General features: G+C 48.0%; 25 protein-coding genes. 19 read left to right on the top strand and 6 right to left on the bottom strand.

All coding sequences use genetic code 11. The annotated features are described in order from the left end of the window. Window positions 1-62: 62 nt before the first annotated feature. The 7 genes from KF839_RS12665 to yut all read left to right on the top strand — a co-directional run bounded on the left by KF839_RS12665 (window position 63) and on the right by yut (window position 5,534). Window positions 63-365, top strand: coding sequence for an urease subunit gamma (locus tag KF839_RS12665; RefSeq protein ID WP_292918210.1), 303 nt, complete (start codon window positions 63-65; stop codon window positions 363-365). A gap of 35 nt (window positions 366-400) precedes the next feature. Continuing rightward, window positions 401-709 (top strand): urease subunit beta, encoded by a 309-nt coding sequence (locus KF839_RS12660; RefSeq protein ID WP_292918249.1) that lies wholly within the window; start codon window positions 401-403, stop codon window positions 707-709. Window positions 710-741: 32 nt separating this feature from the next. Then, window positions 742-2,448: an urease subunit alpha gene (gene ureC, locus KF839_RS12655; protein WP_292918209.1), complete on the top strand. Its 1,707-nt coding sequence runs from the start codon at window positions 742-744 to the stop codon at window positions 2,446-2,448. Window positions 2,449-2,604: 156 nt separating this feature from the next. Then, the gene (gene ureE / locus KF839_RS12650; protein ID WP_292918208.1) at window positions 2,605-3,132 is read left to right on the top strand and encodes an urease accessory protein UreE; all 528 of its coding nucleotides are present in this window, start codon (window positions 2,605-2,607) and stop codon (window positions 3,130-3,132) included. Between the two features lie 8 nt (window positions 3,133-3,140). Further along, window positions 3,141-3,818 (top strand): urease accessory protein UreF, encoded by a 678-nt coding sequence (locus KF839_RS12645; protein ID WP_292918207.1) that lies wholly within the window; start codon window positions 3,141-3,143, stop codon window positions 3,816-3,818. A gap of 17 nt (window positions 3,819-3,835) precedes the next feature. Then, on the top strand, window positions 3,836-4,474 hold the full coding sequence (gene ureG, locus KF839_RS12640; protein WP_292918206.1) for an urease accessory protein UreG: 639 nt from the start codon (window positions 3,836-3,838) through the stop codon (window positions 4,472-4,474). Window positions 4,475-4,550: 76 nt separating this feature from the next. Then, window positions 4,551-5,534: an urea transporter gene (yut, locus tag KF839_RS12635; RefSeq protein WP_292918205.1), complete on the top strand. Its 984-nt coding sequence runs from the start codon at window positions 4,551-4,553 to the stop codon at window positions 5,532-5,534. A gap of 67 nt (window positions 5,535-5,601) precedes the next feature. Here the strand turns inward: yut and nikR are convergent, their stop codons facing one another. Together nikR and KF839_RS12625 are read right to left on the bottom strand one after the other, a co-directional pair. Beyond that, a complete protein-coding gene (nikR, locus tag KF839_RS12630; RefSeq protein WP_292918204.1) occupies window positions 5,602-6,063 on the bottom strand; it encodes a nickel-responsive transcriptional regulator NikR in 462 nt (153 codons plus the stop codon). A gap of 85 nt (window positions 6,064-6,148) precedes the next feature. Then, entirely contained in the window at window positions 6,149-8,230 is a 2,082-nt protein-coding gene (locus KF839_RS12625) for a TonB-dependent receptor (RefSeq protein ID WP_292918203.1), read from the bottom strand. Between the two features lie 170 nt (window positions 8,231-8,400). Between KF839_RS12625 and KF839_RS12620 the strand changes: the two genes are divergently transcribed. The 3 genes from KF839_RS12620 to KF839_RS12610 are packed head-to-tail and all read left to right on the top strand — an operon-like array spanning window position 8,401 to window position 10,980. Beyond that, window positions 8,401-9,369, top strand: a complete 969-nt coding sequence (locus tag KF839_RS12620) for a metal ABC transporter substrate-binding protein (protein ID WP_292918202.1) — start codon at window positions 8,401-8,403, stop codon at window positions 9,367-9,369. A 1-nt stretch (window position 9,370) separates the two neighbouring features. Continuing rightward, a complete protein-coding gene (locus KF839_RS12615; protein ID WP_292918201.1) occupies window positions 9,371-10,165 on the top strand; it encodes a metal ABC transporter ATP-binding protein in 795 nt (264 codons plus the stop codon). Continuing rightward, the gene (locus KF839_RS12610) at window positions 10,162-10,980 is read left to right on the top strand and encodes a metal ABC transporter permease (protein ID WP_292918200.1); all 819 of its coding nucleotides are present in this window, start codon (window positions 10,162-10,164) and stop codon (window positions 10,978-10,980) included. Before KF839_RS12615 ends, KF839_RS12610 begins: the two co-directional genes overlap by 4 nt. 24 nt (window positions 10,981-11,004) lie before the next feature. Here KF839_RS12610 and KF839_RS12605 read toward each other — a convergent pair whose 3' ends face one another. The 3 genes from KF839_RS12605 to KF839_RS12595 all read right to left on the bottom strand — a co-directional run bounded on the left by KF839_RS12605 (window position 11,005) and on the right by KF839_RS12595 (window position 13,663). Continuing rightward, complete coding sequence (locus KF839_RS12605; protein ID WP_292918199.1) at window positions 11,005-12,705, bottom strand: tetratricopeptide repeat protein; 1,701 nt, start codon at window positions 12,703-12,705, stop codon at window positions 11,005-11,007. Between the two features lie 22 nt (window positions 12,706-12,727). Beyond that, entirely contained in the window at window positions 12,728-13,000 is a 273-nt protein-coding gene (locus KF839_RS12600; protein ID WP_292918198.1) for a DUF4242 domain-containing protein, read from the bottom strand. Window positions 13,001-13,066: 66 nt separating this feature from the next. Beyond that, window positions 13,067-13,663, bottom strand: coding sequence for a TetR/AcrR family transcriptional regulator (locus KF839_RS12595; protein WP_292918197.1), 597 nt, complete (start codon window positions 13,661-13,663; stop codon window positions 13,067-13,069). Between the two features lie 341 nt (window positions 13,664-14,004). Between KF839_RS12595 and KF839_RS12590 the strand changes: the two genes are divergently transcribed. The 9 genes from KF839_RS12590 (at window position 14,005) to KF839_RS12550 (ending at window position 24,349) form a co-directional block, all read left to right on the top strand. Next, window positions 14,005-15,309 carry a sugar-transfer associated ATP-grasp domain-containing protein gene (locus KF839_RS12590; RefSeq protein WP_416362370.1) on the top strand — a complete coding sequence of 435 codons (1,305 nt, stop codon included), beginning with the start codon at window positions 14,005-14,007 and terminating at the stop codon, window positions 15,307-15,309. Window positions 15,310-15,431: 122 nt separating this feature from the next. Next, window positions 15,432-16,385: a Kdo hydroxylase family protein gene (locus tag KF839_RS12585; protein ID WP_292918195.1), complete on the top strand. Its 954-nt coding sequence runs from the start codon at window positions 15,432-15,434 to the stop codon at window positions 16,383-16,385. Window positions 16,386-16,450: 65 nt separating this feature from the next. Continuing rightward, window positions 16,451-17,524, top strand: coding sequence for a phospholipase D-like domain-containing protein (locus KF839_RS12580; RefSeq protein ID WP_292918194.1), 1,074 nt, complete (start codon window positions 16,451-16,453; stop codon window positions 17,522-17,524). 20 nt (window positions 17,525-17,544) lie between these two features. After that, a complete protein-coding gene (locus KF839_RS12575; RefSeq protein ID WP_292918193.1) occupies window positions 17,545-19,041 on the top strand; it encodes a surface carbohydrate biosynthesis protein in 1,497 nt (498 codons plus the stop codon). 3 nt (window positions 19,042-19,044) lie between these two features. Further along, window positions 19,045-19,830 carry a glycosyltransferase family 2 protein gene (locus tag KF839_RS12570; protein WP_292918192.1) on the top strand — a complete coding sequence of 262 codons (786 nt, stop codon included), beginning with the start codon at window positions 19,045-19,047 and terminating at the stop codon, window positions 19,828-19,830. A 58-nt stretch (window positions 19,831-19,888) separates the two neighbouring features. Next, window positions 19,889-20,767 carry an N-acetylneuraminate synthase family protein gene (locus KF839_RS12565; RefSeq protein WP_292918191.1) on the top strand — a complete coding sequence of 293 codons (879 nt, stop codon included), beginning with the start codon at window positions 19,889-19,891 and terminating at the stop codon, window positions 20,765-20,767. Further along, window positions 20,767-21,933 carry an N-acylneuraminate cytidylyltransferase gene (locus tag KF839_RS12560; RefSeq protein ID WP_292918190.1) on the top strand — a complete coding sequence of 389 codons (1,167 nt, stop codon included), beginning with the start codon at window positions 20,767-20,769 and terminating at the stop codon, window positions 21,931-21,933. Before KF839_RS12565 ends, KF839_RS12560 begins: the two co-directional genes overlap by 1 nt. Before the next feature lie 63 nt (window positions 21,934-21,996). Further along, entirely contained in the window at window positions 21,997-23,280 is a 1,284-nt protein-coding gene (locus KF839_RS12555; protein ID WP_292918189.1) for a hypothetical protein, read from the top strand. Window positions 23,281-23,284: 4 nt separating this feature from the next. After that, the gene (locus tag KF839_RS12550; protein WP_292918188.1) at window positions 23,285-24,349 is read left to right on the top strand and encodes a glycosyltransferase family 2 protein; all 1,065 of its coding nucleotides are present in this window, start codon (window positions 23,285-23,287) and stop codon (window positions 24,347-24,349) included. Between the two features lie 549 nt (window positions 24,350-24,898). Here KF839_RS12550 and KF839_RS12545 read toward each other — a convergent pair. Then, window positions 24,899-25,330 (bottom strand): hypothetical protein, encoded by a 432-nt coding sequence (locus tag KF839_RS12545; RefSeq protein ID WP_292918187.1) that lies wholly within the window; start codon window positions 25,328-25,330, stop codon window positions 24,899-24,901. Window positions 25,331-25,668: the final 338 nt, after the last annotated feature.

Here is a 25,668-nt window from a genome sequence, read left to right as displayed (position 1 = left end):
TATTTATCTTCGGATAGGACCGCGGCTTAGTTGTAAATGTAACTTTACCCAGGAGAAAAGCGATGGATTTAACACCTAGAGAGAAAGATAAACTGCAAATTTTTACCGCCGGATTGCTGGCTGAACGGCGCAAAGCCCGTGGCTTGAAGCTCAATTATCCCGAAGCGGTTGCGCTGATTACCTGCGCCGTATTGGAAGGTGCTCGGGATGGCCATTCGGTAGCGGAGCTGATGGCATCCGGTCGAGAGGTGTTGACGCGCAGAGATGTTATGGAAGGCGTTCCCGAGATGATTCCGGATATTCAAGTGGAAGCGACATTTCCCGACGGAACCAAATTGGTCACCGTTCATAATCCGATTATTTAACGAATAAGCAATAGGAGAATGTCATGAGAATACCCATGATTCCAGGCGAAGTGTTTATTGAGCCGGGTGAAATCGAATTGAATGCTGGTCGGAAAACCAAAACTCTGACAGTTTCCAATGGCGGGGATCGTCCGATTCAGATTGGTTCCCATTTTCATTTTTATGAAGTCAATTCCGGCATGAAATTTGATCGTGATGCGGCGTATGGCATGCGTTTGAACATTATGGCAGGCACCGCCATTCGCTTCGAACCCGGACAAGAGAGGACCGTGGAGCTCGTCGAGCTTTCGGGTGACCGGGTCGTGTATGGATTTAATCAAAAAGTAATGGGCAAACTGAAATAGTTTGTATCGCAACAATTTTGCAGGAGTAAAAAATGAGCGTAAAAATTTCCCGTCAATCCTATGCCGAAATGGTGGGGCCAACGACTAGAGACCGTGTTCGCTTGGCTGATACAGAACTATTTATAGAAATTGAAAAAGACTTCACTACTTACGGCGAAGAAGTAAAGTTCGGTGGTGGCAAAGTGATACGTGACGGTATGGGGCAATCCCAGCGTAATCACGCGGATGTCATGGATACCGTAATTACCAATGCGATTATCATCGATCATTGGGGAATCGTTAAAGCCGATATCGGCATCAAGAACGGCAAAATTGCGGGTATCGGCAAAGCCGGAAATCCGGATATTCAACCGAATGTCACAATGGCTATTGGTTCAGCCACTGAGATTATTGCCGGTGAGAATCTGATTATCACCGCGGGAGGTGTTGATACGCATATCCACTTTATTTCGCCACAACAAGCCGAAGATGCCATGATGAACGGTATTACGACCATGCTGGGCGGTGGTACCGGTCCCGCGGTTGGAACGGCCGCTACCACCTGTACGCCTGGTCCTTGGCATATCCATTCGATGCTCAGAGCCTCCGATGGATTGGTCATGAATACAGGGTTCTTCGGTAAGGGCAATACCAGTTTGCCGACGCCGCTTGACGAGCAAGTGCTGGCCGGAGCGTGCGGGTTGAAACTTCATGAGGATTGGGGAACGACTTACGCCGCAATCGATAATTGTCTGGCAGTTGCGGACAAATACGATGTGCAGGTTGCGATTCATACCGATACCATTAATGAGGGCGGTTACCTGGAAAATACCATTGCGGCGATGAAAGACCGCACGATACACACCTTTCATACCGAAGGTGCTGGTGGTGGTCATGCACCCGATATCATCGCTGTCGTGGGTCTTGACAATGTATTACCATCATCGACCAATCCAACTCGTCCTTATACCGTCAACACTCTCGATGAGCATTTGGATATGCTGATGGTGTGCCATCATTTGCACGCTAATATTGCTGAAGATCTTGCTTTTGCGGAGTCGCGCATTCGTAAGGAAACGATCGCAGCCGAAGATATTCTGCATGATATGGGCGCCATTTCAATGATGTCTTCGGATTCTCAGGCAATGGGCCGGATCGGTGAGGTTGTGCTGCGCACTTGGCAGACCGCTCATAAAATGAAAATACAACGTGGCACGTTACAGGAAGATAACTCGAGAAACGACAATTTCCGGGTTAAGCGCTACGTCGCCAAATACACGATCAATCCGGCAATTACACATGGCATTTCACATGCGATCGGCTCCATAGAGGTCGGTAAATATGCCGATCTGGTGCTATGGAGACCGGCTTTCTTCGGTGTCAAGCCGTCGATGATTCTGAAAGGCGGAATGATTGCCGCATCACTGATGGGGGATCCCAATGCATCCATTCCAACCCCGCAACCCGTTCATTATCGCTATATGTTTGGTGGATATGGCGGAGGCATCAAAACATCATGTTTTACTTTCGCTTCACAAGCAGCACTTGGCGCGGGTTTGGTGGATCAGCTAAAACTGGATAAAGATATTATCCCGGTTAAAAATACCCGGAATCTACGCAAGAAAGATATGATCCACAATAGCGCGACGCCTAAAATGGAAGTCGATCCGGAAACCTATGAAGTACGCGCGGATGGTCAACTGCTGACATGCGGCGCGGAAGATGTGTTGCCGATGGCGCAACGATATTTTCTCTTCTAGGAATACCGGCAGCGGAGTAAACTACGTTAGGATTCTTGTGCAGCATTCTCCTAAACCCGGAAGTCTCTCCGCTGTAGAGTGCTACCACAGTCCCGGCCACGCCGGTTACAGTGGTAGCGGTCATCTACAGTCTTTCATTGCTCATAATAACAACAGATGATTACGCTGAATACTAAAATAGATCACGCCGAATCGGTTTTCGCGCAATTGGTTTTACCTTATGAAATGCGCGAAAACAGCCGACTAAGAACAGCGCTCGCATGTGGCGAGGAAGTCGCTATTTTTACCGAGCGGGGCACAGTTTTACGCAATAATGACTTACTCAAAAGCGCTGATGGGCGGGTGGTGCAAATCATTGCAGCCGATGAGCCGACTTACCGGATCACCTGCCGGACACCGCATGATTTACTGCGCTGTGCTTTCCATTTAGGTAATCGCCATACGCAAACACAGGTAGGTGAAGGATTTTTGCGTATTCATATCGATAACGTATTGAAGCAAATGCTGGAAGGCTTGGGTGCTACGGTGATTGAGGAAAATGCTCAATTTGAACCGGAATCAGGCGCCTATGGCAGCAGCGGTGGGCATCACCATCATGGCGATGGTCATTATCATGCGCATGGGCCTTTGGCGCCAATACCGTTACGTCAAAAGATTCATCGTCCTTCCGACTCACAATCTTAGGAATAGCCTTGCAAACTGCCGCATTGCTTCGTTTATTACAGTTGGCCAGCCCATCGCTGCCGGTGGGCGCTTATACCTATTCACAGGGTTTGGAATCGGCGATCGAGAATGGTAGCGTCCATAACGAGAACTCAGCACGAATATGGATCAAGGAATATTTAGATATCGCGGCAGACTTCGAAGTACCGATCGTATGGCGTCTGCTTAAAGCTTTTTCCCAGCGTGATGCGGCAACAGTTACTTATTGGACCGAATGCTTTATTGCAGCACGCGACACTGCCGAGTTCCGCGCGGAAACGATTCAGATGGGTTATTCGCTGGCAAAACTCGTTATGGATCTCAGCATTGCAGATGATTCGCTGCGGGCGATCCTGGCAGGCCAATCCGAAATTCCATTTCCCACAGCGTTTGCGGGTGCGGCGGAAGCGCTGGCGGTACCCCATGAGGCGGCGCTGTCCGGCATGTTGTTTTCGATGGTTGAAAATCAAGTATTGGTTTGCGTTAAATCGGTTCCACTCGGTCAGGTTTCGGGACAAAGTTTACTGCTTTCCTTGCACCCTGTGATTGAAAAGGCAGCGCTGCGAGCACAGCAACTCAACGATGAAGAGTTATCCAATTGGGCGCCAGGGCTGTCGCTGTTGTCCATACAGCATGAAACGCAATATAGCAGAATTTATCGATCATAATTTTTGGATATAACAACATGAATAAACCATCAAATCCCCTGCGAGTAGGTATCGGTGGGCCGGTTGGATCCGGAAAAACGGCTTTATGTGAGGCTTTGAGCAAAAAAATGCGTGATCGCTATGAAATGGCGGTCATCACGAATGATATCTACACCAAAGAGGATATGGAGATTTTATTACGCGCCAACGCGTTGCCTCCGGAACGCTTGATGGGTGTGGAAACAGGCGGATGTCCGCATACGGCAATCCGCGAAGATGCTTCGATCAACCTTGAAGCTATTGCACGCATGACTGCGGATTTTCCCGATCTCGATCTGATTCTTGTTGAATCCGGCGGCGACAATCTCGCCTCGACCTTCAGTCCCGAGCTTTCCGATTTGACGATTTACGTGATTGATGTTGCGGCCGGCGAAAAAATACCTCGCAAAGGAGGTCCCGGCATTACGCGTTCAGCTCTCCTCGTGATTAATAAAACAGATCTGGCGCCATACGTTGGGGCAAATTTGGAGGTTATGGCACGTGACGCTAAAAAAATGCGCGGAGACCGTCCGTTTGTTTTTACCAATCTGCATACGGGCGAAGGCGTGGACCAGATTGTCGATTTCATCGTAAAACAAGGATTGCTGGAAGAAGTGAGACAACAAGCAAGCCGATGAATTTTACTGAGATATGAACGGGCAGCGTGCTGCTCTGGTTGCTGAGGTTACTTTCCATAAAACTTAGGAGATCATCATGGACTGGTCATTATCAATCGACAAGGCGATGCCTAGACCCTTGCGTGTTATTTTCAGGGGCGTCGGTCAAGTATTTTTCTGTTGCAACGCGGTCACCGGTCTTATTTTTTTAATCGCATTGTACGTTGGCGGAATTACCGCCGGACTTGCTGCGACCGTGGGCGTTATAAGCAGTACTGTTGCGGCTTATTTACTGGGATTCTCGGAAGATGATATCGATGCCGGACTATATGGCTTCAATGGTACTTTGGTCGGTCCCTGCTTGTTTCTATTCCTGGAAAATACGCCGCAGTTGTGGTTGTTTGTAGTGCTTGCCTCAATTCTATCGACAATCGTGCTCGCTGCTTTAATGAGAATTCTGCAGCCTTACAATATTCCAGCTTCCACATCGCCCTTTGTCCTGACATGCTGGATGTTTATGGTGGCGGTGTATTCTTTTGATATATTCTCACGTGGCCCGGTATTGCCTGCACCTGGAATTCCCGCCGACATCGCCGCAGCTGCGGTAGTTACTGCAGAATTTGCCGCCCTGACTCAAGAAACAGCGGTCATTTGGTATACGGCAATTACCAAAGGTGTTGGCGAAGTCATGTTTGCCGATAGCATTATTGTGGGTATCCTGTTTCTGATCGGCATTGCGATCACATCATTACGCGGCGCTTTTATGGCACTCTCAGGCGCTATCGTAGGCGTTGTCGTACCGATATTTCTCGGTGCGGATAAAACGCTTATTGAAATGGGGCTATATGCATTCAATCCGGTTTTAACGATGATGGCGGTCGGTTGGGTTTTTCTCAAACCAACCACGGGTAGCGCATTGCTGGCCTTGCTCGCGGGAATTTTGACCATTATTTGTCAAGCGGGCTTGGCGAATTTTCTGGCGCCGATCGGCTTACCGACGCTGACTTTTCCTTTCGTGCTGGTCATGTGGATGTTTTTGTTTGCAGCCAGTAAATCCCGGTATTGGGGAAATGCACATTAACAAAATCGGGATTGCTTTTCCTGACATAAAAAGCCCTGCTGAGCAGGGCTTTTTATTATTGAGCTGATCAAGTTAGCGGACTGCTATGTATATGAGGAACAGCAGAATGCGCATGTGTTTCCTGTGAAAGCTCAATGGGCACGATATGCAGCTTGCCGTGCCGCACACCATTGGTGGCGATGATTTGATTGGCGAAGCGTTTGACATCCTGAACGGTGCCGCGAAGGATAGTAACTTCGAGGCAATTGTTGTGATCCAAATGAACATGCATGCTCGATAAGGTCAGATCGTGATGCTGGTGATGCGCCGAGGTCACTTGGCTGGCCAAATCCCTTTCATGGTGATTATAGATATAGCTCAACGTTGCCATACAATAACCTTTGTTGTCCTTCTGCAAGCGGGAAGCTTCCAGGTACTCCCGGATAAGATCGCGGATCGCTTCGGAGCGATTATAGTAACCGCGTGACTGTGCAACTTCATCGAATTGCTTGAACAGCTGATCGTCCATTGAAATAGTAAATCGTTCCATATATCCTCCGGTTGCCATCGATAATAATTGCTGAAAATAAACATCTCTTTCTTGCCGCAGCGGCAAACTCGCGCGGTTGTGCCGGTTAAAAATTCGCTATCCAATTGACGCGCAGCGAACGGCTCTCGATCGGATGAAAATGCACATCGCTTACGCCGGCAGCCGGTTCGCCGGGTAATCGGGATGTGTAATAGTAATCGATCGCGTGCGCGTGCGTGTTCAATAGGTTGAAGCCTTGCAATGTCATCCGCACATTTTTACCGATTTTATAACCGATCTGGCCATTCAGTGTCACGGTGTGGTTGGATTGTACGCTGTTGTCTTCGATTAGCGAGCGTTTACCGAAATAACGCATTTGCAGACTGCCAAAGAGTGGACCCACATTGTCCATGGTAACCGCCAGCTTGCCTACTCCCTGAACTGCACCGGGTATATGATCGCCTGCCGGGTCGAAATCGCTGAAACGCGCCCGCGCGAGCGCATAATCGACATCGATCATTATCCAGTCGTTAGGCTTATAGAACAATGAAGCCTCGAATCCCTCCCGTTTACTCGGGCGGCTGGCTTCCGTCGTACCGGCGTCACCGACAAACAGGAGTTCCGAAGCCATATCCAGACGGAATAATGCAAATGATGCCTGTAAACCTGGAAGAATGCCTGTTCTCACGCCAACTTCGTAACCGGTTGAGCGCACCAGCGGATTGACAGGCTGAATCGGATCGCCGGACTTTGGATCGACGGTGGACGTAGTGCCGCGCGCATCGTTACTATGAAAGCCGCCGCCATAGTTGAAATAGAATTCGGTTTGCAGCCAGGGTCCGAAAATCAAACTCAGCTTGGGATTGGTGATGCTATCGTAACGGTTGCCAGAATTCGCGCTGAGATTGCTGTTGACATCAAACCAATAGAAATCCGAGCGCATACCCGCTACGCTGCGAAATTTTTCCAGCCATTGGATGCTGTTCTGATAGTAGATACCGATGCTGTTTTGATTGATATGGTCTTTGCGGGTGGTCGACAATGTTTGGCGCTGCTTGGTGCTCAATAATCCATTGTCGATGATATCGTTCTGGAATTGAACACCTACGCTATTTTCAACCTCGAAACCGCCGATTTTGTTGACCCAGGCGTGATTCAGATTCATTGCCGACTGAAAGCGCTTGTCGATTTGCGAGAATTGATCGCCGTTGATCGGGTCGTCGAGAAAGTAGGTGAAGTTTGAAAATAGCGCCAGATTGCTGTGCAAGGTATACAGATTTAATTGCGTAATACCAAAACGACTCGCATGTTGCAATGCGCTGGATAAACTAAAACGGTGTGATTCACCGCCGTCACTCGGATCGATGGCGCCGAGCCGGGGAATTAAACCGCTGGCAACCGCTCGCTGCGGAATTTGATCGGTGGAATTCCATTTTCCACCATAACCCATCGCTGTCACATTAAATTTAGTCGGGCCGTCATCCTGACTATAGCGCAGCACCGCGTTGAATTTCTTAAAATCTTCGTGCTTGATCCATGGACCATCTTTAGTGAGCAATTCCAGCGCGTACAAAACATTGCCCCCCCCCATTGGATGCGATTTCGCCACTAATCCACGCATAAAACCCTGTTCCCCCAGGCCATAGCTGGCAATGCCTTTCGGCAGTGTGTTGACGTAGCCCAGACTGGCGGCGCCCGCCGAGGAGAAATCGCCTTGTTCCGCGTAATAGGGTCCTTTCAGGTACTGAATGCTGCTGATTAATTCGGGGATAATGAAATTGGTATCCGCCCAACCTTGGCCATGTCCATGCGAGCGCTGGTTGACCAGCATACCGTCGACGGTAATCCGCAAATCCGTGCCGTGATCGAGATTGAAGCCGCGCAAAAAATACTGGTTGGCTTTACCTTCGCCGCTATGTTGCGTTACAACCAAACCTGGCACAGTTTCCAGTAACTCGCCGGGGCGGTAAACGGTGCGTAGGTCGAGCTGCTGTTTGAGCACTGTGCCTTCATTGGCGGAATCGGCAGTGCCGATCAATTCCCGCGAATTGGCGCGCACCGTCATTTCCTTCAGTGTCGGTACGCCAGCTGCGTTAACCGGTCCCTGAGGCCAAATCAAAGAAAACAGCATGCTGTCCACAATGATCTGCCAAAGTGATGCAATGCGTTTTACAAATTTTTGACGCATCGATACCTCTTCTTTCTACTTTAATTTCAATGTAGTAGTTCTACTTTTGCTATTCTTATTTAATAAAAAAGTTGTATTGCACGACATCAAAAGTAAGAATAACCTTACCATGTATGATAAATTATTTTCTTTTCATACACTATGAGAATTAACGTGAAGAAGGATTAATTATGAAAATACTCATAAATAGTGCGGCAATGTTTTTTTTATGTGCACTGACATTTTTTTTTCAATATCAGCTGCTTGCTGCAGATAGCCGCGAAAAACCGAATGTTATGACATCGGTTTCCCCGATCACCAATATGGTGCAAAACATCGGCGGAGTGCATATCAGAGCGACCGGAATCGTTCCCGATGGAGTCGACTCACATACCTTTGAGCCCATTCCTTCCGACATAAAAACGTTGCGAGCGGCGGATTTGATCATCATGAATGGTCTCGATTTGGAGCTGCCCACATTAAAACTTGCGGAAAAGGTCAAAAAGAAAACGGCATTAATCCTGCAATTGGGGAACCGCGCGCTCAAAGAAGAAGATTGGCAGTATGATTTCAGTTTTCCACGCGAACACGGTCACCCCAATCCGCATGTGTGGCTTAATATTGAATTGTCGATGCGGTATGCGGAAATTATTCGGGAGGAGCTTATTGCTTTGGATCCGGCCAATAAAGCGGCTTATCAAGCCAATGCGGCAACTTATCTCGGTAAACTGAAAAAATTGGATCAAGCGATTTTTGTATGTGTTGAGACGATTCCCGAAAAAAATCGCAAGCTGGTCACTTATCATGATTCTTTTGCGTATTTTGCACCGCGTTATGGCATGACCGTAATTGCGGCTGTGCAACCTTCCGATTTCTCCGAACCGGGACCGCAGGAAGTGATGAATATCATTAAACAAATCAGAAGAACCGGTGTGCCCGCGATTTTCGGTTCGGAAGTTTTTCCCAGTAAGGTGATGGAACAAATCGCGCGCGAAGCGAACGTCAAATTCGTCGATCAGCTTTCCGACGATGAATTGCCTGCACCGCCTCATCATTCTTTCATCGGCATGATGGCGAAAAATGTGGCAATCATGACGGAAGCGCTGGGAGGCACTCCGAATTGCATGGCGAAGGTTGATACCGGCAATATTCATTTCTAGCATGACATCCAATCCTGCTATCAGACTCAGCGATGTTACCGCCGGTTATGGGCGAAATATATTGTTTACCGGTCTCTCACTGGAAATCAGCGGTGGCCGGTTTGCCGGTATTGTAGGACCGACGGCGTGCGGTAAAACTACGTTGCTTAGAGTTATTCTGGGCGTGCACCCAGTGATTGCGGGCAGTATCCAGTTGCACGACGTGCCGGTAAGCCGGATAAAACCGAACACGATTGGTTATGTACCGCAACTCGACAATAGTGACTGGCATTTTCCGGTAACCGTCGAAGAAGTTATCACGATGGGACTTTATACCAACGGACGTATCTGGCCCTGGCTGAGTAGGAAAGAACGCGGCAAAATTCAAGCGATTGCGGATCGATTAGGCATTCTGGATTGCTTGCAGCAACCGATCGGCAATCTGTCCGGCGGTCAGCGGCAACGCGTATTTTTGGCACGCGCATTGATTAACAATCCTAAGCTTCTGATACTCGACGAACCCACTGCAGGCGTCGACATCAAAACGCAGCATGAAATATTGCATTTGCTGAACGACATCAATGGAGAAGGCATTGCCATTGTATTGACGACACACGATCTGAATGCGGTAGCGTCACATCTGCCGTGGGTCATTTGTTTTAATCGCGGCGTGGTTGCGCAAGGACGCCCCCATGAGATTTTCACCAATGAAATTTTGACGCGGACTTACGGCGGCGATATTGTCATCATTAGACACCAAGGGCATCTCTTGATCGCTAACAGTACACCGCTCAGCTTCGCGGATGACGGCAAATGATAGAGTATATTCTTGAGCCGTTCGACTATGCTTTTTTTCGCCATGGTTTACTGGCCGCGCTCATGATCGGCGCATCGGGTGGCTTGATCGGTGTTTATGTGGTGCTGCGCGGTATGAGTTATATCGGTCATGGATTGTCCCATGCAGCGATCGGCGGCGCGGTTATAGGAATTGCATTGAATCTGAATTTTTATGTCGGCGCTTGCGTATTGGGCGTACTCGCCGCGCTCATCATCAATAAAATCACCCAAAACAGAAAAATCAAATCGGACGCCGCTATCGGCATCGTGACAACCGCCATTTTTGCATTAGGCGTGGCGATTATCAGCAAGTTGCGTAATTTTAAGCAAAATTTCGAGGCCGCCTTATTCGGCAATATCCTTGGTATTACCGAGCAGGATTTAGTGATCATCGGACTTGTCACGTGCATCACGATGGTCATGATGTTTTTTACCTACCGGGCATTGCTTTTTTCCACCTTTGACCAGGAAACCGCCCGCATCTTTGGAATTAATACCGGACTGGCGCAGTTACTGTTTTCGCTATTGCTCACGCTGGTCATTATCGCTTCCCTGAATGTGACGGGTGTCACCATGGTCGCTGCGACTCTGATCGCGCCCGCGATGACAGCCCGGATGCTGACGGATGTTTTTAGTAGAATGGTGATTTATTCAACACTCATCGGTGCCATAACAGGGGTGGCCGGCTTGTATTTAAGCTACATTTTCAATGTCGCATCCGGTGCGACCATCGTGTTATTCAGTGCATTATTGTTCGGTGTATCCTTGCTGGTAAAGTCGCTTCGCGGTCTTTAGCCGGGACATTGACCATGTGCTGGTTCAGTGTAACGGTAACGGACGTCCGAAGCGGGATGCCTGCAAGGTGACATCAGCGCGCGCCCAAGCTTCCTTGAAACGCGTTTCGATGAGCGTCGCCTGATCGTCCTTCTTTTGTGCTCGCAGTGCCTGTATCAGTCCGTAAAGCGCCCAGCCATTATTGCGATTTCGCCGCAAGTCTTCCCAGTACACTGTTTCCGCTTCAGTGGGCTGGCCTGATTCCAGTAGGATAGCGCCCAGCGCCAAGCGTGGCGGAAGATGAAATTCCGATGGCTCCGTGTATATCAGCGCATCTTCCAAGCGAACCGCTTTTTCAAGGTATGCGATGGCTTGATCGAATTGACCGTATGCTGCGGCAATTTCACCAGCTAGCACTTCAGGTGCGATACTGAGTACTGTGAGGGTGGTATTTTTAGATAGCAGCGGATTGTCCAGTGACGGGTTTTCCATGATTTTGCGGAGTGCTATTAACTCCTGTTCAGCTTGTTGCGGCTGCTTTGTCGCGACAAATGCCAGGCCGCGCACATAATGCCAGCTTCCGGTCAAAAATGGGTTGGTCGACGGTGGCGCGGGTTGTTCAAGAATTTCTTGCCAATGCCCAAACCTGGCTAATGCCCAATAGGGTGTCACGCGAAAAATTGCCGTCAATGGGAGCGCTTTTAGTACTTCATCGTCAATCTTACCAGCAGCTTGTTTGGCGGATTCGATCGCAATCTTGCTTTGACCATCCAGTGTAGCCGCGAACCAGAGGAAGTGAATGTTGTGCGGATAATAAATCATCGGGTATAACCCGTGCGCATGACATTGCGTGATGTAATTTTCGTCTGCCGCGATTGCCAATTGATTGCTTTTCATGGAATCGGCGTAGCGGCCAACTCGTTGATAAATATGCGATGCCATGTGTGTCATGTGCCCTGCCGCCGGCATTAAATTCAGCAGGGTATCGGCTGCCTTCTCTGCCCGCTCAGGTGTGCTGGTCGGTTCAATCAGGTGAATGTACATATGCAGCGCGCCAGGATGTTGTGGATTGCGGCGTAACACATCTTCAGTCAACGCAACGATTTCAGCGGTGCCTTCATACGGAGTACCGTCGAGCATCCAATAGCCCCAAGGCCGTAAATCCATCATGGACTCGACATACAGCATCGCGATATCAACATCATCCGGAAAACGCTGATGCGCTTCCCGCATTGCCTCCACGTAAGCTTTATCATTCGTTGTTCTGTGTTCGGTTTTTCCTGAATAGCGTTTTTCCAGCGCGTTAATCAGTGCTTGTTCTCTTGGCGAGGCATTCGCCATCAGTGACTTGGCTTGCTGCACAATTTCCAAAGCTTGCGGTTCTTCGTTTGGTTCCATCATGGCGTTGATATTAGGACCGAGCACGAGTGCCTGCCCCCAGTAAGCCATCGCAAGCCCGGGATCAAGTCTTGCCGCTTCCCGGAATGCACGGCGCGCCTCGGCATGGTTGAATGCATATGCAAGATTGAGGCCCTGGTTGATATATTGCTGCGCCAATGGATTGTGTGTGCTGACTGGAAATGTGTGTGTACCCAAATTATGCAATCTGGGTGTAAGCCGACTGTCTGTTTCAGTGGTTGCAAATGATTCAAAAGTCGTCGCGACGGTCAAAATCAGCGTGAGTATTACAAAGTGAAAAGTACGGGGTTGCATCAACGTTACTCCCTTGGCAAAAATCATGTTCATGAGCGGCAGAAATTTTTGCATACTATTCAGCCGTGGTTGGATCGATTACCGATCTGACTTGAGAGATGCGGTTGGCGGGGAGTCCGCCTTGCTCGGCATGCGCTCTAATGGAGGCTGCATCGGGAGCGATATAGACGCAATAAATTTTATCGTCAGTCACATAGCTTTCCAGCCATTGGATTCGTGGTCCCATACTGCTTAAGATGCTGCATGAGCTTTGCGAAATGGTTTTTAAATCTTGTTGCGTCAGTGAGCCCGCCCCAGGAATTTCGCGTTCAATAATATATTTTGGCATTCTTTTATTTCTCCACAATTGAATTAATAATATGACCAGTCGTATAATTTTTAGATAAAAAAATAATCAGGCTTTAAAATAATCCCCCAGTAAATCCTGACAACATTGTTTAACCGGTGCGGATGATTTCTCTATTTGCATTCGCAATAAAGCGCCTTGCCAAGCATTGATCAGCAAATCAGCCATTGTTTCGGATGATTTGTCCGATCTTATCGTTCCTTGTTGTTGCGCTTTGGCCAATCCGGATTGCAATAAATCTCGATAACGTCTGATTGCCGATTGTAAGGATTGCTGACAAACATCGTTAGAACTGCCGATTTCTCCCATTAAATTACCCAGCAGACAACCGCCCTTAAATTGGTTTTTTTCAAGTTCCACGATAAGCTCGTCAAAATATCGCGTGATTGCGCTGAGCGCATCCACGTCGGATTTGCTCAAATGTACAGATAGCCTCGTAATGAAAGGATCAATATAGTGCTGAATGACCTCGGCGCCGAAATTTTCTTTGCTATCGAAATAATTATAAAAAGAGCCTTTCGGAACGTTCACTGCATTGAGAATTTCCTGCAACCCGGTACCGTGATAACCTTGCTCCATAAATAGTGCAACTCCCTGGTTCAGCAGATTTTCTTTATTGAGTTCTTTTTGGGTTGATTTTGTCATGTGCGTATAATACGACCGGTTGTCTTAATCGTCAAATAAAATTTTGCCAGAATCTTTTAGGCTTTCAACATTCCCAATTTTGGGATTCAATGATATGCATCGATTCTTTCGCAGCCATGAATCTTTGCTCTAGGTATCAGCCGCATCTTCCTATTTGTTAATTTCTTGCACTTCAGGGTCTTTTCTTATTCACAAAAAAGTAACGATGTTTATAGTATAAGATGCTCAATAAAATAGCGATATAACGATCGTTGCTTAGAATAATCAAATCGCATTAAAACTAAAGCACATGATTTGATGTTGATTCTTTAGGGAAATGCCATCATTAAAAGGAGAGCATGGTGGCTATTGATTTAGGTTTTGATAGGATCGTCCGGGATCTAAGTGGTGCGCGGTGGACTTTTTTCCGATTATCGGAAGATGATACTGCGGCAACGTCGATTCATCTCTATTTCCGGTTCATCGTTTGGCGTGAAGCTAGTCGAATGGACCGGTGTCTCATGCTAGCAGCATTGCCTTTTCTGCCTTTCTTAATCATTATACTTGCCGTGGTTTTCACGGCACTCAATGGATACGCTATAAAAAAGCGGACGGGTAAGGGTATTTTCAGGCAGGTTGGCGAACAAATCGGTGTTGCATGCCGTTATGCAATTTTACCGCCTTGGTACTATATCTTTGAGTTGCACGATGACGATAAAAGACAGCGTGCCAATGAATATCTCAATCGCTTTGAAACCAAAGCGACGATCTACCGCTTCATGCGGGATAATAACGGCGGTCTTCCGGTTCCTGCCGAACGCAGTACGCAATGTATCCGGGATAAGACCCTCTTTATGGCGCATTGCCGGAAAAATGGCGTTGCCGCAGCCCCCATCCTTTGGATCATCAAGGAAGGAAAGATTATAACAATGGATTGGAAACAGTCTGGTTTTCCGGAGTTCGATCTTTTTGTCAAACCGTTGAACGGGCAGGGTGGCAGGGGCACGATCCGCTGGGATTATCTGGGTTCCGGACAATTTTTCTGCAACGACGGAAGTCGCGCCAATGGAAATCAGGTGCTTGAAATTCTGCGGCAAAATTCGGAACGAACGGCTTATATCGTGCAGCCGCGGTTGATCAATCACCCTGAAATTGTCGACTTGGCCTGCGGCGCGCTGGCGACCGTACGTGTTATGAGCTGCCGCAATGAAACGGGTGGTTATGAAGTCACCAATGCAGTCTTCCGCATGAAGCGATACGCCGATGTGATTGTCGATAACTATCATGCGGGCGGTATTGCAGCCAACGTCGATATCAATACCGGTGTGCTGGGAGAAGGTACGCGCGGTGGCTGGGGAGTGGTGACCGATGGCTGGTATGAACAACATCCTCTATCCCATACTGCGATATCACAGCGCAAGCTCCCTTGCTGGGAAATGATGATCGATTTTGTGCAGGATGCACACAATCGTCTTTTTCCGGATCAAGTGGTCATCGGTTGGGATGTCGCCATACTCGAAAATGGTCCGTGCTTGATCGAAGCTAACAAAGCACCGGATTTGGATATCATTCAACGCGCCCAGAAGGGGCCGCTGGGTAACGAACGGCTCGGGGAACTCCTGGCGTTCAATCTGAAACGAACAGTCGAAGCCAAGTATGAGCATTGATCGAGAGATGCGATTTATAGGATCAATTTTAATAATATGTTATCGCTTCGCGACATTTTTCAATAGAATAACCCTATTCGTTGTTGGAATATTTTCGTTTCTGAATAATTCGAGGATATCGCATGATAAATGAGCAGCATGCTTCCAAAAGTGATGAAGCTGAAATCCTGAAAATGCTCACTATTGAACCGGGTACGGACATGTCATCGCCCGAAATACAGCGTGCTGCTATTCAAACGTTGGAAGGCGGGGGGCTGATCTATCTTCCCAAAGGAGGGTTCGAGCTTTCCGAGCGGGAACGGAAATTGATATCCAATACGGCTAATATTCTGACGCACGTGCCTGATGTTGAAAATGGCAAGCCTACGATTATTTTCGATCCGAAGAACGGGCATATCAAGAAATATCACTATGCACAAATACACGGCAAAATGGTGCGCGCCCAAATCAAGGATGCCGCACGCTCCGATCTTGAAGCCATCATGGCGCGCTATGGACAATGGACCGAAAGTGTCATCACTCAATTGTTTCCCAGTTACCGCCAGGCGTTAGATCGCAAGCGGGTTACTTACCGGCCTTTTGCACGCAACAGCACGCAGGCTCTCCATATCGACTCAAGCTACGGTTACCCCACGCAAGGGCGCAGCATGCTGCGTGTTTTCACTAACATCAATCCGGCGGATCGATTGCGCATCTGGCAGCTCGGCGAACCTTTTGAACCTTTTGTACAACGTTTTCTGCGCGACGTACATGTCAGCGGGCCTTCTTGGTTTTCATCTCTGCTGGCCCGGTTGGGTATCGTCGATGGTGTTAAGACTAAGTATGACCAATATATTGCGGCGCTGCGCGCACTCGGTATGCGCGATAAGGAATACCAAGCGACAGCTCCGCGCAAACGCATGGAATTTCCCGCCGGATCAAGCTGGATCGCAATTACCGACTTGGTGCTGCATGGAGCGATATCGGGACAACACAGCTTGGATCAAACATTTTATTTACCAGTAGAAGCCATGAACGATTCATCGCGTTCACCATTGCGCATCTTGGAGAGATTAACCGGCGAGACATTGACATAAGTACAAAGAGAAAAAAGCTTGCTGGAACACAAATTTCGTAATCAATTGTTACGGAGGCGTTATTTATGACAGAAGTGTATTTTGGCGGCCCGGATCAGCCAACAGGTTATTTGCGCAATGTGCTTGAAGCGCATATTGCTGCTGTTCCAGCAGGCGGATCTATTGATTGGGCTACTTATTATTTTCGTGATCTGAAGTTGGCGGAAGCGCTTATCCAAGCACGGAAACGAGGTGTGATGGTTACCGTTAGCCTGGCCGGAAAACCGCGAACCGCCTATGCCAACGATGCAGTGATTGCGATGTTATCCGGGCCGGAAGGTTTGGGTGATGGTTTGCGCATCATCTCGTTTCCAGGATTGCCTGCTCCGCCAGGCAGGGCATGGGCACCGCAGTTGCATGAAAAAATTTATTGTTTTTCACATCCGGAACCGATTGCATTTATCGGTTCGTTTAATCCTTCAGGAAATCGTATGGAAGAACAGTGCGATGTCATTCAGGAGATCGGCGATCAGGACAAGGGTTACAATACGCTGATAGGACTTGTCGATCCGGTTTTAGTCACGCAATTGATAAAACACGTGCGCAATCTGCACAAAAAACCACCCGGATTGCTTTATCGCTTTTCCGGCGATGCCAATGAAGCGATTCAAAGTGCTGATACCACTATTCATTTCTTACCGCGTATACGTTCTCATCCGGTCATGCTGTTTTTAAGCAAAATAAGTAATAATGCGCATGTACGTATTTTTGCCTCACATATCAGAAGTGAGGCTGCAGTTAATTTCATGATCAGGCTGGCAAATCGCGGTGTGAAGCTGGAGATATTCGCGGAAGCGACATACCGGCGCGTTACCGCAAAGATGGAGCAGCGTTTGCTAGCCGCAGGAATTCAATTCAAACGCAGCAGGAACGCGGAAGAATTGCCGATGCATCTCAAATTGGTGCTGGTGAAGGACTGTGGTCAAGTATGGTCTATTTTTGGCAGTTTTAATTGGACCAATCCATCTCTCTGGTTGAACCATGAGATCGCTGCTGTCTCAAATGATCCGGCACTATATCAGGTGTTTTCGGAACGTTGCGATTGGATAGAGAAAAGAGATTTCACGATGCCGGTGCAAATAGGTTTGGTAACTGCTTGATAGAAATGGCAAACACCAGCATGACAGATTTGCCCTCGATGCTTATTATCCCAGTGGAAAGCCAGGTTCGCGAACTGGACGCTAAAATTCTGTTAGCGTGTTTTGCGGCGGAGCGCGGTTTTCCCGTACTGATCGGTTCACGGGCTTTCACGCATTTTCAAGCAGCCTCCATTCCGCGCGGAGTTTATCTTGCTAAAAGCATGCGCAGCCTTAGCAGCTCAATGTTCAAGGCACTGCGTCAGCTTGGGCATGAAATTGTTGCCTGGGAAGAAGAAGCGCTGGTGCATCCACCCGCCGATACTTATTTCACACTCCGGCTTTCCCCGCAAACGATTGATAAAGTATCGCATGTTTTCGCCTGGGGGCAAGAGAATGCCGATTTAATGCGGCAGTATCCCGATTTGCCGAAGAATCTGCCGATTCACATTACGGGTAATCCGCGCGGCGATATGCTGAGACCGGAAGTACGGCCGTTTTTTGACCCGGAAGTTAAAAAGCTGCGCGATCGCTATGGAGATTTCATCCTGATCAACACGAATTTCAGCGATGTGAATCCGTTTATTCCCAGCATCGGCTTATTTCAGCCTGCGAAAAGCTCTGATAAGACGAAACGCCGCGGTCAAGCGGGGATAGGCATGAGCACCGGGTTTGCCGAGGGTTTGTGGGATCACAAACAAGCGATACTGGAAGATTTCAAACAATTGATTCCGGCGCTCGAACGGGCATTTCCCGATATGACCATCATTGTCCGCCCGCATCCCAGTGAGAGCAATCAAATTTATCAGGATCTTGCCGCACGTAGCGAGCGGATCGTAATCAACAAAGAGGGTAACGTTATCCCCTGGTTGCTGGCAGCGAAGGCGCTGGTGCACAATGGCTGCACGACCGGTTTGGAAGCTTATGTGCTCGGTGTTCCGGCAATTTCTTATCTGGCGACATTGAATAAGTTGTATGACTATGATTTTCAGGGATTGCCGACAAAACTCAGTTATCAGTGCTTCAATTTTGAAGAACTGCGGACGACATTAAGGCGGATTCTGGCAGGAGAGCTTGGAAGCGCCGGTGGCGAGGAGCGTGCGGCTCTGATCGACTATTATCTGGCGGCGCAGAAAGGATCCTTGGCGTGCGAGCGTATTGTCGACGTGTTGGAATCCGGCGGTTATTCTAAGAACCGGCCGCTGTCTACGCCATTGAGCACTTTTGTACAAGGATGGCTATTCATCAAAATAAAAGCGGCATTAACCAATCTTCATATGCGCCGCCCGGGACCCAACCGGCTGGCGTATCACGATCATCGCTTCCCGGAAATTTCCGTGACTGAAATGGAACAGAAAATCGCCCGCTTCGGTCAGCTTCTGCAGCGTTTTGACACGATCAAAATCGAGCAACACTCGAAACATCTTTTTATGGTGAGCTCCCGGAGTAAAAGAAAAATTTTACAGGCCGCACCGGAAGTAAACTCATGCGAGCATGATCGTGTTGTGAAGAGTGAACGCAATACATTGCTGCCGGATTGAATCATGAAAAAAATTCTTCATCAATACATCTATAAAAGGCATATCCGGAATCTTGCAGCGCAGATCAAATTAGCGGTTGCTTCTCTGGACGATGCAGTGCCGATTTTGATTGTGTCTTACAACAATGGTGTTTATGTTGATCATTGCGTGCACCAATTCAATGCGCGGTCTGTTAAGCCGATCGTCATCGACAATGCCTCAAGGGATGTTGAGACACGCACTATTCTTGAGGGGATTGCCGCAGCAAAAAAAGCTTTCGTCGTGCGGTCAGCGGTCAATATGGGTGCGCGCACCGGGTTTCAAGGGTTGATTTACGATGTTTTGCCGGAGACGTTCGGTTATACCGACCCGGATTTGCTGTTCAACGAGCACTTGCCGGTGGATTTCATTCAACAGCTGGTTGATGTTTGCGGTTACTTCAAGTGCTTTAAAGCGGGTTTCGCTCTGCCCTACCAGGTCGAGTATGGCTTGACCGATCGTCGTATGAGATCAAATTTGGGAAATATTGTTCCATGCGAAAGATTCGTGACGGTACCGCAATGGGAATCACGGTTCTGGAATAAACTGCTTAGACACGACCGGTTAGAGGTGTATGCAGCGCCAATCGATACAACTTTTGCGATCTATCACAAAAAATACTATAACGGGGATTTTTTCGATGCCGTCAGGGTTGCCGGAAATTTTTCCGCGTTGCACATGCCGTGGTTTCCTGATTTGGATCTGCTGTCGCCGCAGCACCGTTTGGCCTACTTGAAAGGCAATAAATCATCGACCTGGATCACCAATTAGAGGTTTTTACTGATATTTATTTTATCAATTGATTAATAATGGAATAACCGGAAATTTTATGAAAATGCCTAAGGTAGTTGCCGAAATCGGTTGTAATCATAAAGGTGACATGGAAATCGCCAGGGAAATGATCGGAATTGCAGCCACATTTGCAAAATGCGATTTTGTGAAATTCCAGAAGCGCTCCAATAAGGAGCTGCTGACCCCGGAAGAATATAATGCGCCGCATCCCAATGTGCAGAACAGCTATGGTGATACTTATGGCGCGCACCGAGAGTTTCTTGAGTTTGATGTCGATCAGCATCGCCAGTTGCAGCAATACTGCAAGGAGTTTGGCATCGGCTACTCAACTTCCGTGTGGGATTTGACTTCAGCAAAGCAAATTGCCGGCCTCGACCCTGTGTTCATCAAGGTACCCTCGGCATGTAATCTCAATTTTCCGATGCTCGAATTTCTCGCCAGGGATTATCGCGGCGACATTCATATTTCCGTCGGTATGACCACATACGAGGAGCAAGAACAAATCGTGCAGTTAATGGAAAGATGCCATGCGGCTGAGCGTGTTGTTTTGTATGCCTGTACCTCCGGCTATCCCGTTCCATTCGAACAGGTATGCTTACTTGAGTTGCAAACGCTGAAAAACCAGTTTGGTTCGCGCATCAAGGAAATTGGATTTTCGGGGCACCACTTAGGAATTGCGGTTGATATTGCGGCGATTACGTTGGGCGCATCCTGGATTGAGCGTCATTTCACCCTGGATCGCACTTGGAAAGGGACCGATCATGCGGCGTCTCTGGAACCGGATGGCTTACGCCGCGTGGTGCGGGATGTGCGTGCGGTTTCTCAGGCGCTGACATTCAAAGATGCGCCAATACTGGCAATCGAAGCACCGCAGCGGGCCAAGCTGAAACGGTTGCAGGGAATACACTTTAACTGATGCGCTGGGTTGCTTTTATGCCGCTGCGCGCTAATTCAAAATCCATTATCGATAAAAATGTGCGTGCCATTGCAGGGCGGCCATTATTTGCATGGAGCCTGGAACAGGCGATTGCTTCGCAATGTTTTCACGAAATTTACGTGGCGACTGATTCCGAAAGAATCCGTGAGAAAGTGCTGAATGAATTTCCGGCAGGTGTAACGGTTCTGGATCGTTCAGCCGGAACTTGCACTGATACGGCGAGTACGGAAAGCGCTATGCTCGAGTTTAAACAACAAGTTGCTTTTGATGTTTTGTGTTTAATTCAGGCAACCTCGCCACTCACACGCGCGGAAGACTTTGTTGCGGCTAAACATAAGTTTCTAAATGAAAATCTTGATTCCTTGTTAACGGCGGTGCAATCCAAGCGGTTTTATTGGACTGGCGACGGCACGCCGATCAACTACGATCCGCTAAAGCGTCCTCGGCGTCAGGATTTTGCAGGGTGTCTGATGGAAAATGGCGCTTTTTATTTCACCCGGCTGAAAATACTGGAGGATTTCGGCAATCGGCTTGGCGGACGTATCGGTATTCATGAGATGGCGCCGGAGACAACGATCGAGATCGACGATGAAACTGATTGGATCATCGTTGAACAGCTGTTGTTGCGGCAAAAGCTGATGAAGTTTGGTGTATGCGCCAGGCAAGTGAAAATGCTGGTTCTGGATGTCGACGGCACTTTTACCGATGGTGGTATGTACTATGGGCCGGAGGGTGAGGCATTGAAGAAATTTAACACGCGCGATGCCCATGGTCTGCAACTGCTGCGCGAGAACGGCATCGGTGTTTGCGTCATGAGCAGCGAGAAAAGCCTCGCTGTTGCAGCGAGAATGAAAAAACTCGGTATTGATGAATATTATCCAGGAATAAACGACAAGCTTCCGCAGCTGAAAGAACTGGCAAGGTGCAAGGGAATTGCGCTGCAAGACATTGCCTATATCGGTGACGATCTCAGCGATTTGGGGTGTCTCGAAAATGCCGGTTTTGCATGTTGCCCGGCTGATGCGGTGCCGGAAGTTTTGCAAAAAGCCCGTTATGTGTGCAGTCATTCCGGCGGTCACGGCGCCGTACGCGAAGTTTGCGATCTTATTTTAAAAATGAAAAATTCCGATCAGATTACTAGGTAAGTATTCGATATCAATCGGATATTAAATGAATAATGGCCGTGCGGGTTTCTTATAAAGAATGACATGAAAGCACTTTTCTTTCTTCGTCATTACAACGATATTGATCATATCACTCCGATTATCTTCAAATGGATCGAAACCGGCCATGTTTGCGATGTAGTACTGATCGGTCATCGCAATATCCGTAACGATTATCGTATTGAGTTCCTGCGCAAGCTGACGGGCGTTCGGCTAGCGCATATCCGGGATGTGTTGACGCCACCAGGGTTTCTACTGTGGCGGCTGCAAACGTTGTTACTGTCACCGGGTATGAAGCGCTCTTTTCTAAAATCGATGGTGCGGAAAGTTATTGAAATTTACGGCACCGAAAACCGGCAGCGGGTTTGGCGGAACACAACCGGAAAATTACTGGAGAGAAGTTTTGCTGCGAGTGACAAAGGTGTGGTCGCATTCGATTGGGTAACCAGGAATTCTCCGGTATGCTTCGAGTGGGTCGAAACGGTTGTTGTCATGGCGCACGGGATGGGTCTTAACGTCGTTTCGTTACCACATGGCGATAGTCCGCATGCCAATCATCTCATCCGGCGTGGCGAGTGGAAATTGCAGCCGGATTCCATGTATTCCGCCGGTTGTCTATTCGATAAAGTGGTGGTGCCGAATGAATTGTGCGCCGTGCGCTTCCGTCCTTTCATGCATGAGAAGTCGATCGCGGTGCTGGGATCGCCGCGTTTCTGCACCGAATGGCTGGATAAATTGGTGAAGTTGCAACCGCCTTCGCCGCTCGTGCGATCCCCAAGCCGGCTCAAATTGGTTATCTTCTTGCGCAAAAGCGACTTCACCACGTTCTGGGAAGAAGTCGGCGAGGTGGTGCAGATGATTGCGGCTTTTCCAAGCGTTGAGATCATTATCAAACCTCACACCCGTGGCGGCTGGCGGCAGCCTCTGACGCGAAATGCGGCAATTTTGCGTTTGCCGAATGTCAGCATCGTAGCGGATGACATACACTCCGCGCAATTAATGAACTGGGCGGATGTCGTTATGGATCTCGCGACTTCGGTTGTTTTTGAAGCGGTAACGGCTGGAAAACCCGTGCTCGCAGCGGATTACCTGCACGCGGGCCGTTCCGTTGTGGCCGAATATATGCCAGAAACCGAATTACGATGCCGCGACGATGTGTACAAAAGAATCGACGAGTTGATAACAACGGGTTGCGGTTCATTTTATGATGAAAGGCACCGGCAGCGTTTCCTCAAGGAAATTATCCATGGCGGCGGAGATGAGGATGTTTTGCTTCGCTATGTAGCGTTATTGGAAGCAAGTTGCCAGCCCCACGAAGTTCGGCAATGAATGTATGGAAAATCCGATAATGCAATTTGCCGCGAAGACGATTGACGTCGTAATTCCGGTCTATAACGCACCGGAGCTGACGAAGCGCTGCATCGATTCGGTCGTTACTTACCTGGGGGAATCCATACAGCGCGTGCTCGTTCAGGATGATGCATCCGGCCGTGAAACGCGCGAGATGCTGGATCATCTATCGTATGCGTGCGTAGCGGTTTGTCACTCGGAAAAGAATCAGGGTTTCGGTTTGACAGTCAACGCGGCTGTCAGTCGTTCGAGTGCTTATTATGTGCTGATTCTGAACTCCGATACCGAAGTCAACCGGAATATCCTGCCGCAGCTATGTGCGGCGTTTGATGCCGACGCCAAACTGGCGGCGATTATTCCGGCAGGCAATAGCTATGACAATTTCGACTTCAGCCGCTACGTGCTGCGTGGGGAAAATTATATTCAGACCCATTATCTCCGCGGGCATGCGATCCTGATCCGCCGTGACATTTTCCAAGCGATGGGTGGTTTTGACGCCGCATTTGGCCGCGGATACTACGAAGATATCGACCTTGGCCGCCGCCTTGATTTAAGCGGCTGGCGTTTAGGCGTTCACCCGAATGTCCATATTTATCATAAAGGAGCAGGATCGTTCGGCGGGGATCGTATCCAACTGGCGCGGCGCAATCGTGCCGTTTACTTGTCGCGCTATCCACAAGCACAGCAAAATATTCTATTACTCTCGGACAATTGTGTGCTGACGGATTTCAGTGAAGATTTTCTTGAAGCGATTGAGCAAAGATTTCACGCGGGTAGTTCCGTTTATTGGCTTACACCGTTGCCTTCTAATCAATTGATCTGCCTGCAGATGTACAATCATCCGCAAAGGCTGCGTTCAGTTATTCACATCCTGTTGCGCGGTTGGAAGCGCGCGGATAGGCGAGTGACAGAAATATGGATTATGCCGGAAGCTTCCTTTCTTATGCGCATGTTGCTGACTGTCTGGGCTCACTGGCAAGGCCTTAAGCTTCTGGTATTTGAAGAAAGCATCACAAAAAAATCTGTTACTAAACATAGCGTAAGATAAGAAGGCATTTCTTATTTCTATGTTTGGCAAGTAATCTCAGCGAGTAGTCAATTTATTCTCTACATATTTGTAGAGACCTGTGCGCGGCCTCACTCGAGTATGGGATCTGGCGTTACAATCATGGGATACATAAAATTTATCAATTAGCTATATTTAAAACAATTTATATTGAGATTTACCGGAATCATAAATGGATAAAGAAACAAAGCACACGCCGATGATGCATCAGTGTATGTTGATTGATTAATAACAATATTTGTTGCAGTTATAAAAATTACTAGACTTTTTACTACACTAAATTTCTTTTGCGACTAATTGCGATCATTCGAGGGGCATGCGATTTAGTGGACATAAACGATTCCGCTATTGGTGCTGTTAATATTAAGCCGGACTGTCTACCTTTTGTTCAAATGTATAAAGGCTGGATTATTTAGAATTTTACTTATTCATACCCGAACTTACTCACAGAAAATGTGAATAAGTTTCTTATACCTCAGCTTATAAATCACTGTCAGTCTAACTTGCAAGCTTGTTTCTCAAGGCCATGTTTTAACGATCTTTTATAATTTGGTTATCCGACAATCTCCGCAATCTTGGCCAACGATCATGAATCCAGTGGTATTCATGTGGTGTTTCTTCAGTAACCACATAGACCCTTTGTTCACCATCACGCTCAGCAAGTAACGCCTGTATAGCCATGCCGTGTGCCAGGGATATCCAATGGGATTGTTTATCGTGGTCTTTTTCCATGAAGCTTTCGGCAGGAATTAATACCGGTCTGGGATGCCAAGGTTTCCATTTACCTGCTTTGATGGAATCAAGTCGTGCCCATCCGCCATTGGGAAATTTACCAGTCGCTTCTTCCTTCCGTCTGCCCCAGATGACCCATGCTACACCGCCATGTCTCAGCTTTACTGGCAATCTCCCATCGGGCTGGGGACAGTAGATTTTATGATTTTGATATTGAATGCCGCCACACATGGGAGAGTCATTTTAGAAATCAGTGAAACCCTGTTGGATTGTAAGTAATTGACGATGAATAGCAACCACTTACGGATTTAAAATCAATGATTCTAAAGCTGATTTTATAAAATATATAATCAATGCTATATACCTATAGAAATTCCATGAATTAATTGGATTATTCTGAATATGTACAGTACATTACTGCCTATTTTAAATTGTACTAAATCTTCTATTTAATCGTTCTGGTCGATATGAATTGGAATACTTGGTGATGGATTTCGGCTAATGATTACAGCTTTCCAAGCAAAATACTTTGCATACGAATTAACGCGCCGTTTCTCGACTGATAGCGC

Source organism: Nitrosomonas sp. (assembly GCF_019635155.1).
Lineage (GTDB): Bacteria > Pseudomonadota > Gammaproteobacteria > Burkholderiales > Nitrosomonadaceae > Nitrosomonas.
Note: the sequence above shows the minus strand (reverse complement) of the source record. Positions and strands in the feature narration are given on the sequence as shown.

Coding starts and splice junctions, on each gene's coding strand:
- KF839_RS12665 (WP_292918210.1), top strand. CDS start 63: ATGGATTTAACACCTAGAGAGAAAGATAAACTGCAAATTTTTACCGCC.
- KF839_RS12660 (WP_292918249.1), top strand. CDS start 401: ATGATTCCAGGCGAAGTGTTTATTGAGCCGGGTGAAATCGAATTGAAT.
- ureC (WP_292918209.1), top strand. CDS start 742: ATGAGCGTAAAAATTTCCCGTCAATCCTATGCCGAAATGGTGGGGCCA.
- ureE (WP_292918208.1), top strand. CDS start 2,605: ATGATTACGCTGAATACTAAAATAGATCACGCCGAATCGGTTTTCGCG.
- ureG (WP_292918206.1), top strand. CDS start 3,836: ATGAATAAACCATCAAATCCCCTGCGAGTAGGTATCGGTGGGCCGGTT.
- yut (WP_292918205.1), top strand. CDS start 4,551: ATGGACTGGTCATTATCAATCGACAAGGCGATGCCTAGACCCTTGCGT.
- nikR (WP_292918204.1), bottom strand. CDS start 6,063: ATGGAACGATTTACTATTTCAATGGACGATCAGCTGTTCAAGCAATTC.
- KF839_RS12625 (WP_292918203.1), bottom strand. CDS start 8,230: ATGCGTCAAAAATTTGTAAAACGCATTGCATCACTTTGGCAGATCATT.
- KF839_RS12620 (WP_292918202.1), top strand. CDS start 8,401: ATGAAAATACTCATAAATAGTGCGGCAATGTTTTTTTTATGTGCACTG.
- KF839_RS12615 (WP_292918201.1), top strand. CDS start 9,371: ATGACATCCAATCCTGCTATCAGACTCAGCGATGTTACCGCCGGTTAT.
- KF839_RS12610 (WP_292918200.1), top strand. CDS start 10,162: ATGATAGAGTATATTCTTGAGCCGTTCGACTATGCTTTTTTTCGCCAT.
- KF839_RS12605 (WP_292918199.1), bottom strand. CDS start 12,705: ATGAACATGATTTTTGCCAAGGGAGTAACGTTGATGCAACCCCGTACT.
- KF839_RS12600 (WP_292918198.1), bottom strand. CDS start 13,000: ATGCCAAAATATATTATTGAACGCGAAATTCCTGGGGCGGGCTCACTG.
- KF839_RS12595 (WP_292918197.1), bottom strand. CDS start 13,663: ATGACAAAATCAACCCAAAAAGAACTCAATAAAGAAAATCTGCTGAAC.
- KF839_RS12585 (WP_292918195.1), top strand. CDS start 15,432: ATGATAAATGAGCAGCATGCTTCCAAAAGTGATGAAGCTGAAATCCTG.
- KF839_RS12580 (WP_292918194.1), top strand. CDS start 16,451: ATGACAGAAGTGTATTTTGGCGGCCCGGATCAGCCAACAGGTTATTTG.
- KF839_RS12575 (WP_292918193.1), top strand. CDS start 17,545: ATGACAGATTTGCCCTCGATGCTTATTATCCCAGTGGAAAGCCAGGTT.
- KF839_RS12570 (WP_292918192.1), top strand. CDS start 19,045: ATGAAAAAAATTCTTCATCAATACATCTATAAAAGGCATATCCGGAAT.
- KF839_RS12565 (WP_292918191.1), top strand. CDS start 19,889: ATGAAAATGCCTAAGGTAGTTGCCGAAATCGGTTGTAATCATAAAGGT.
- KF839_RS12560 (WP_292918190.1), top strand. CDS start 20,767: ATGCGCTGGGTTGCTTTTATGCCGCTGCGCGCTAATTCAAAATCCATT.
- KF839_RS12555 (WP_292918189.1), top strand. CDS start 21,997: ATGAAAGCACTTTTCTTTCTTCGTCATTACAACGATATTGATCATATC.
- KF839_RS12550 (WP_292918188.1), top strand. CDS start 23,285: ATGGAAAATCCGATAATGCAATTTGCCGCGAAGACGATTGACGTCGTA.
- KF839_RS12545 (WP_292918187.1), bottom strand. CDS start 25,330: ATGTGTGGCGGCATTCAATATCAAAATCATAAAATCTACTGTCCCCAG.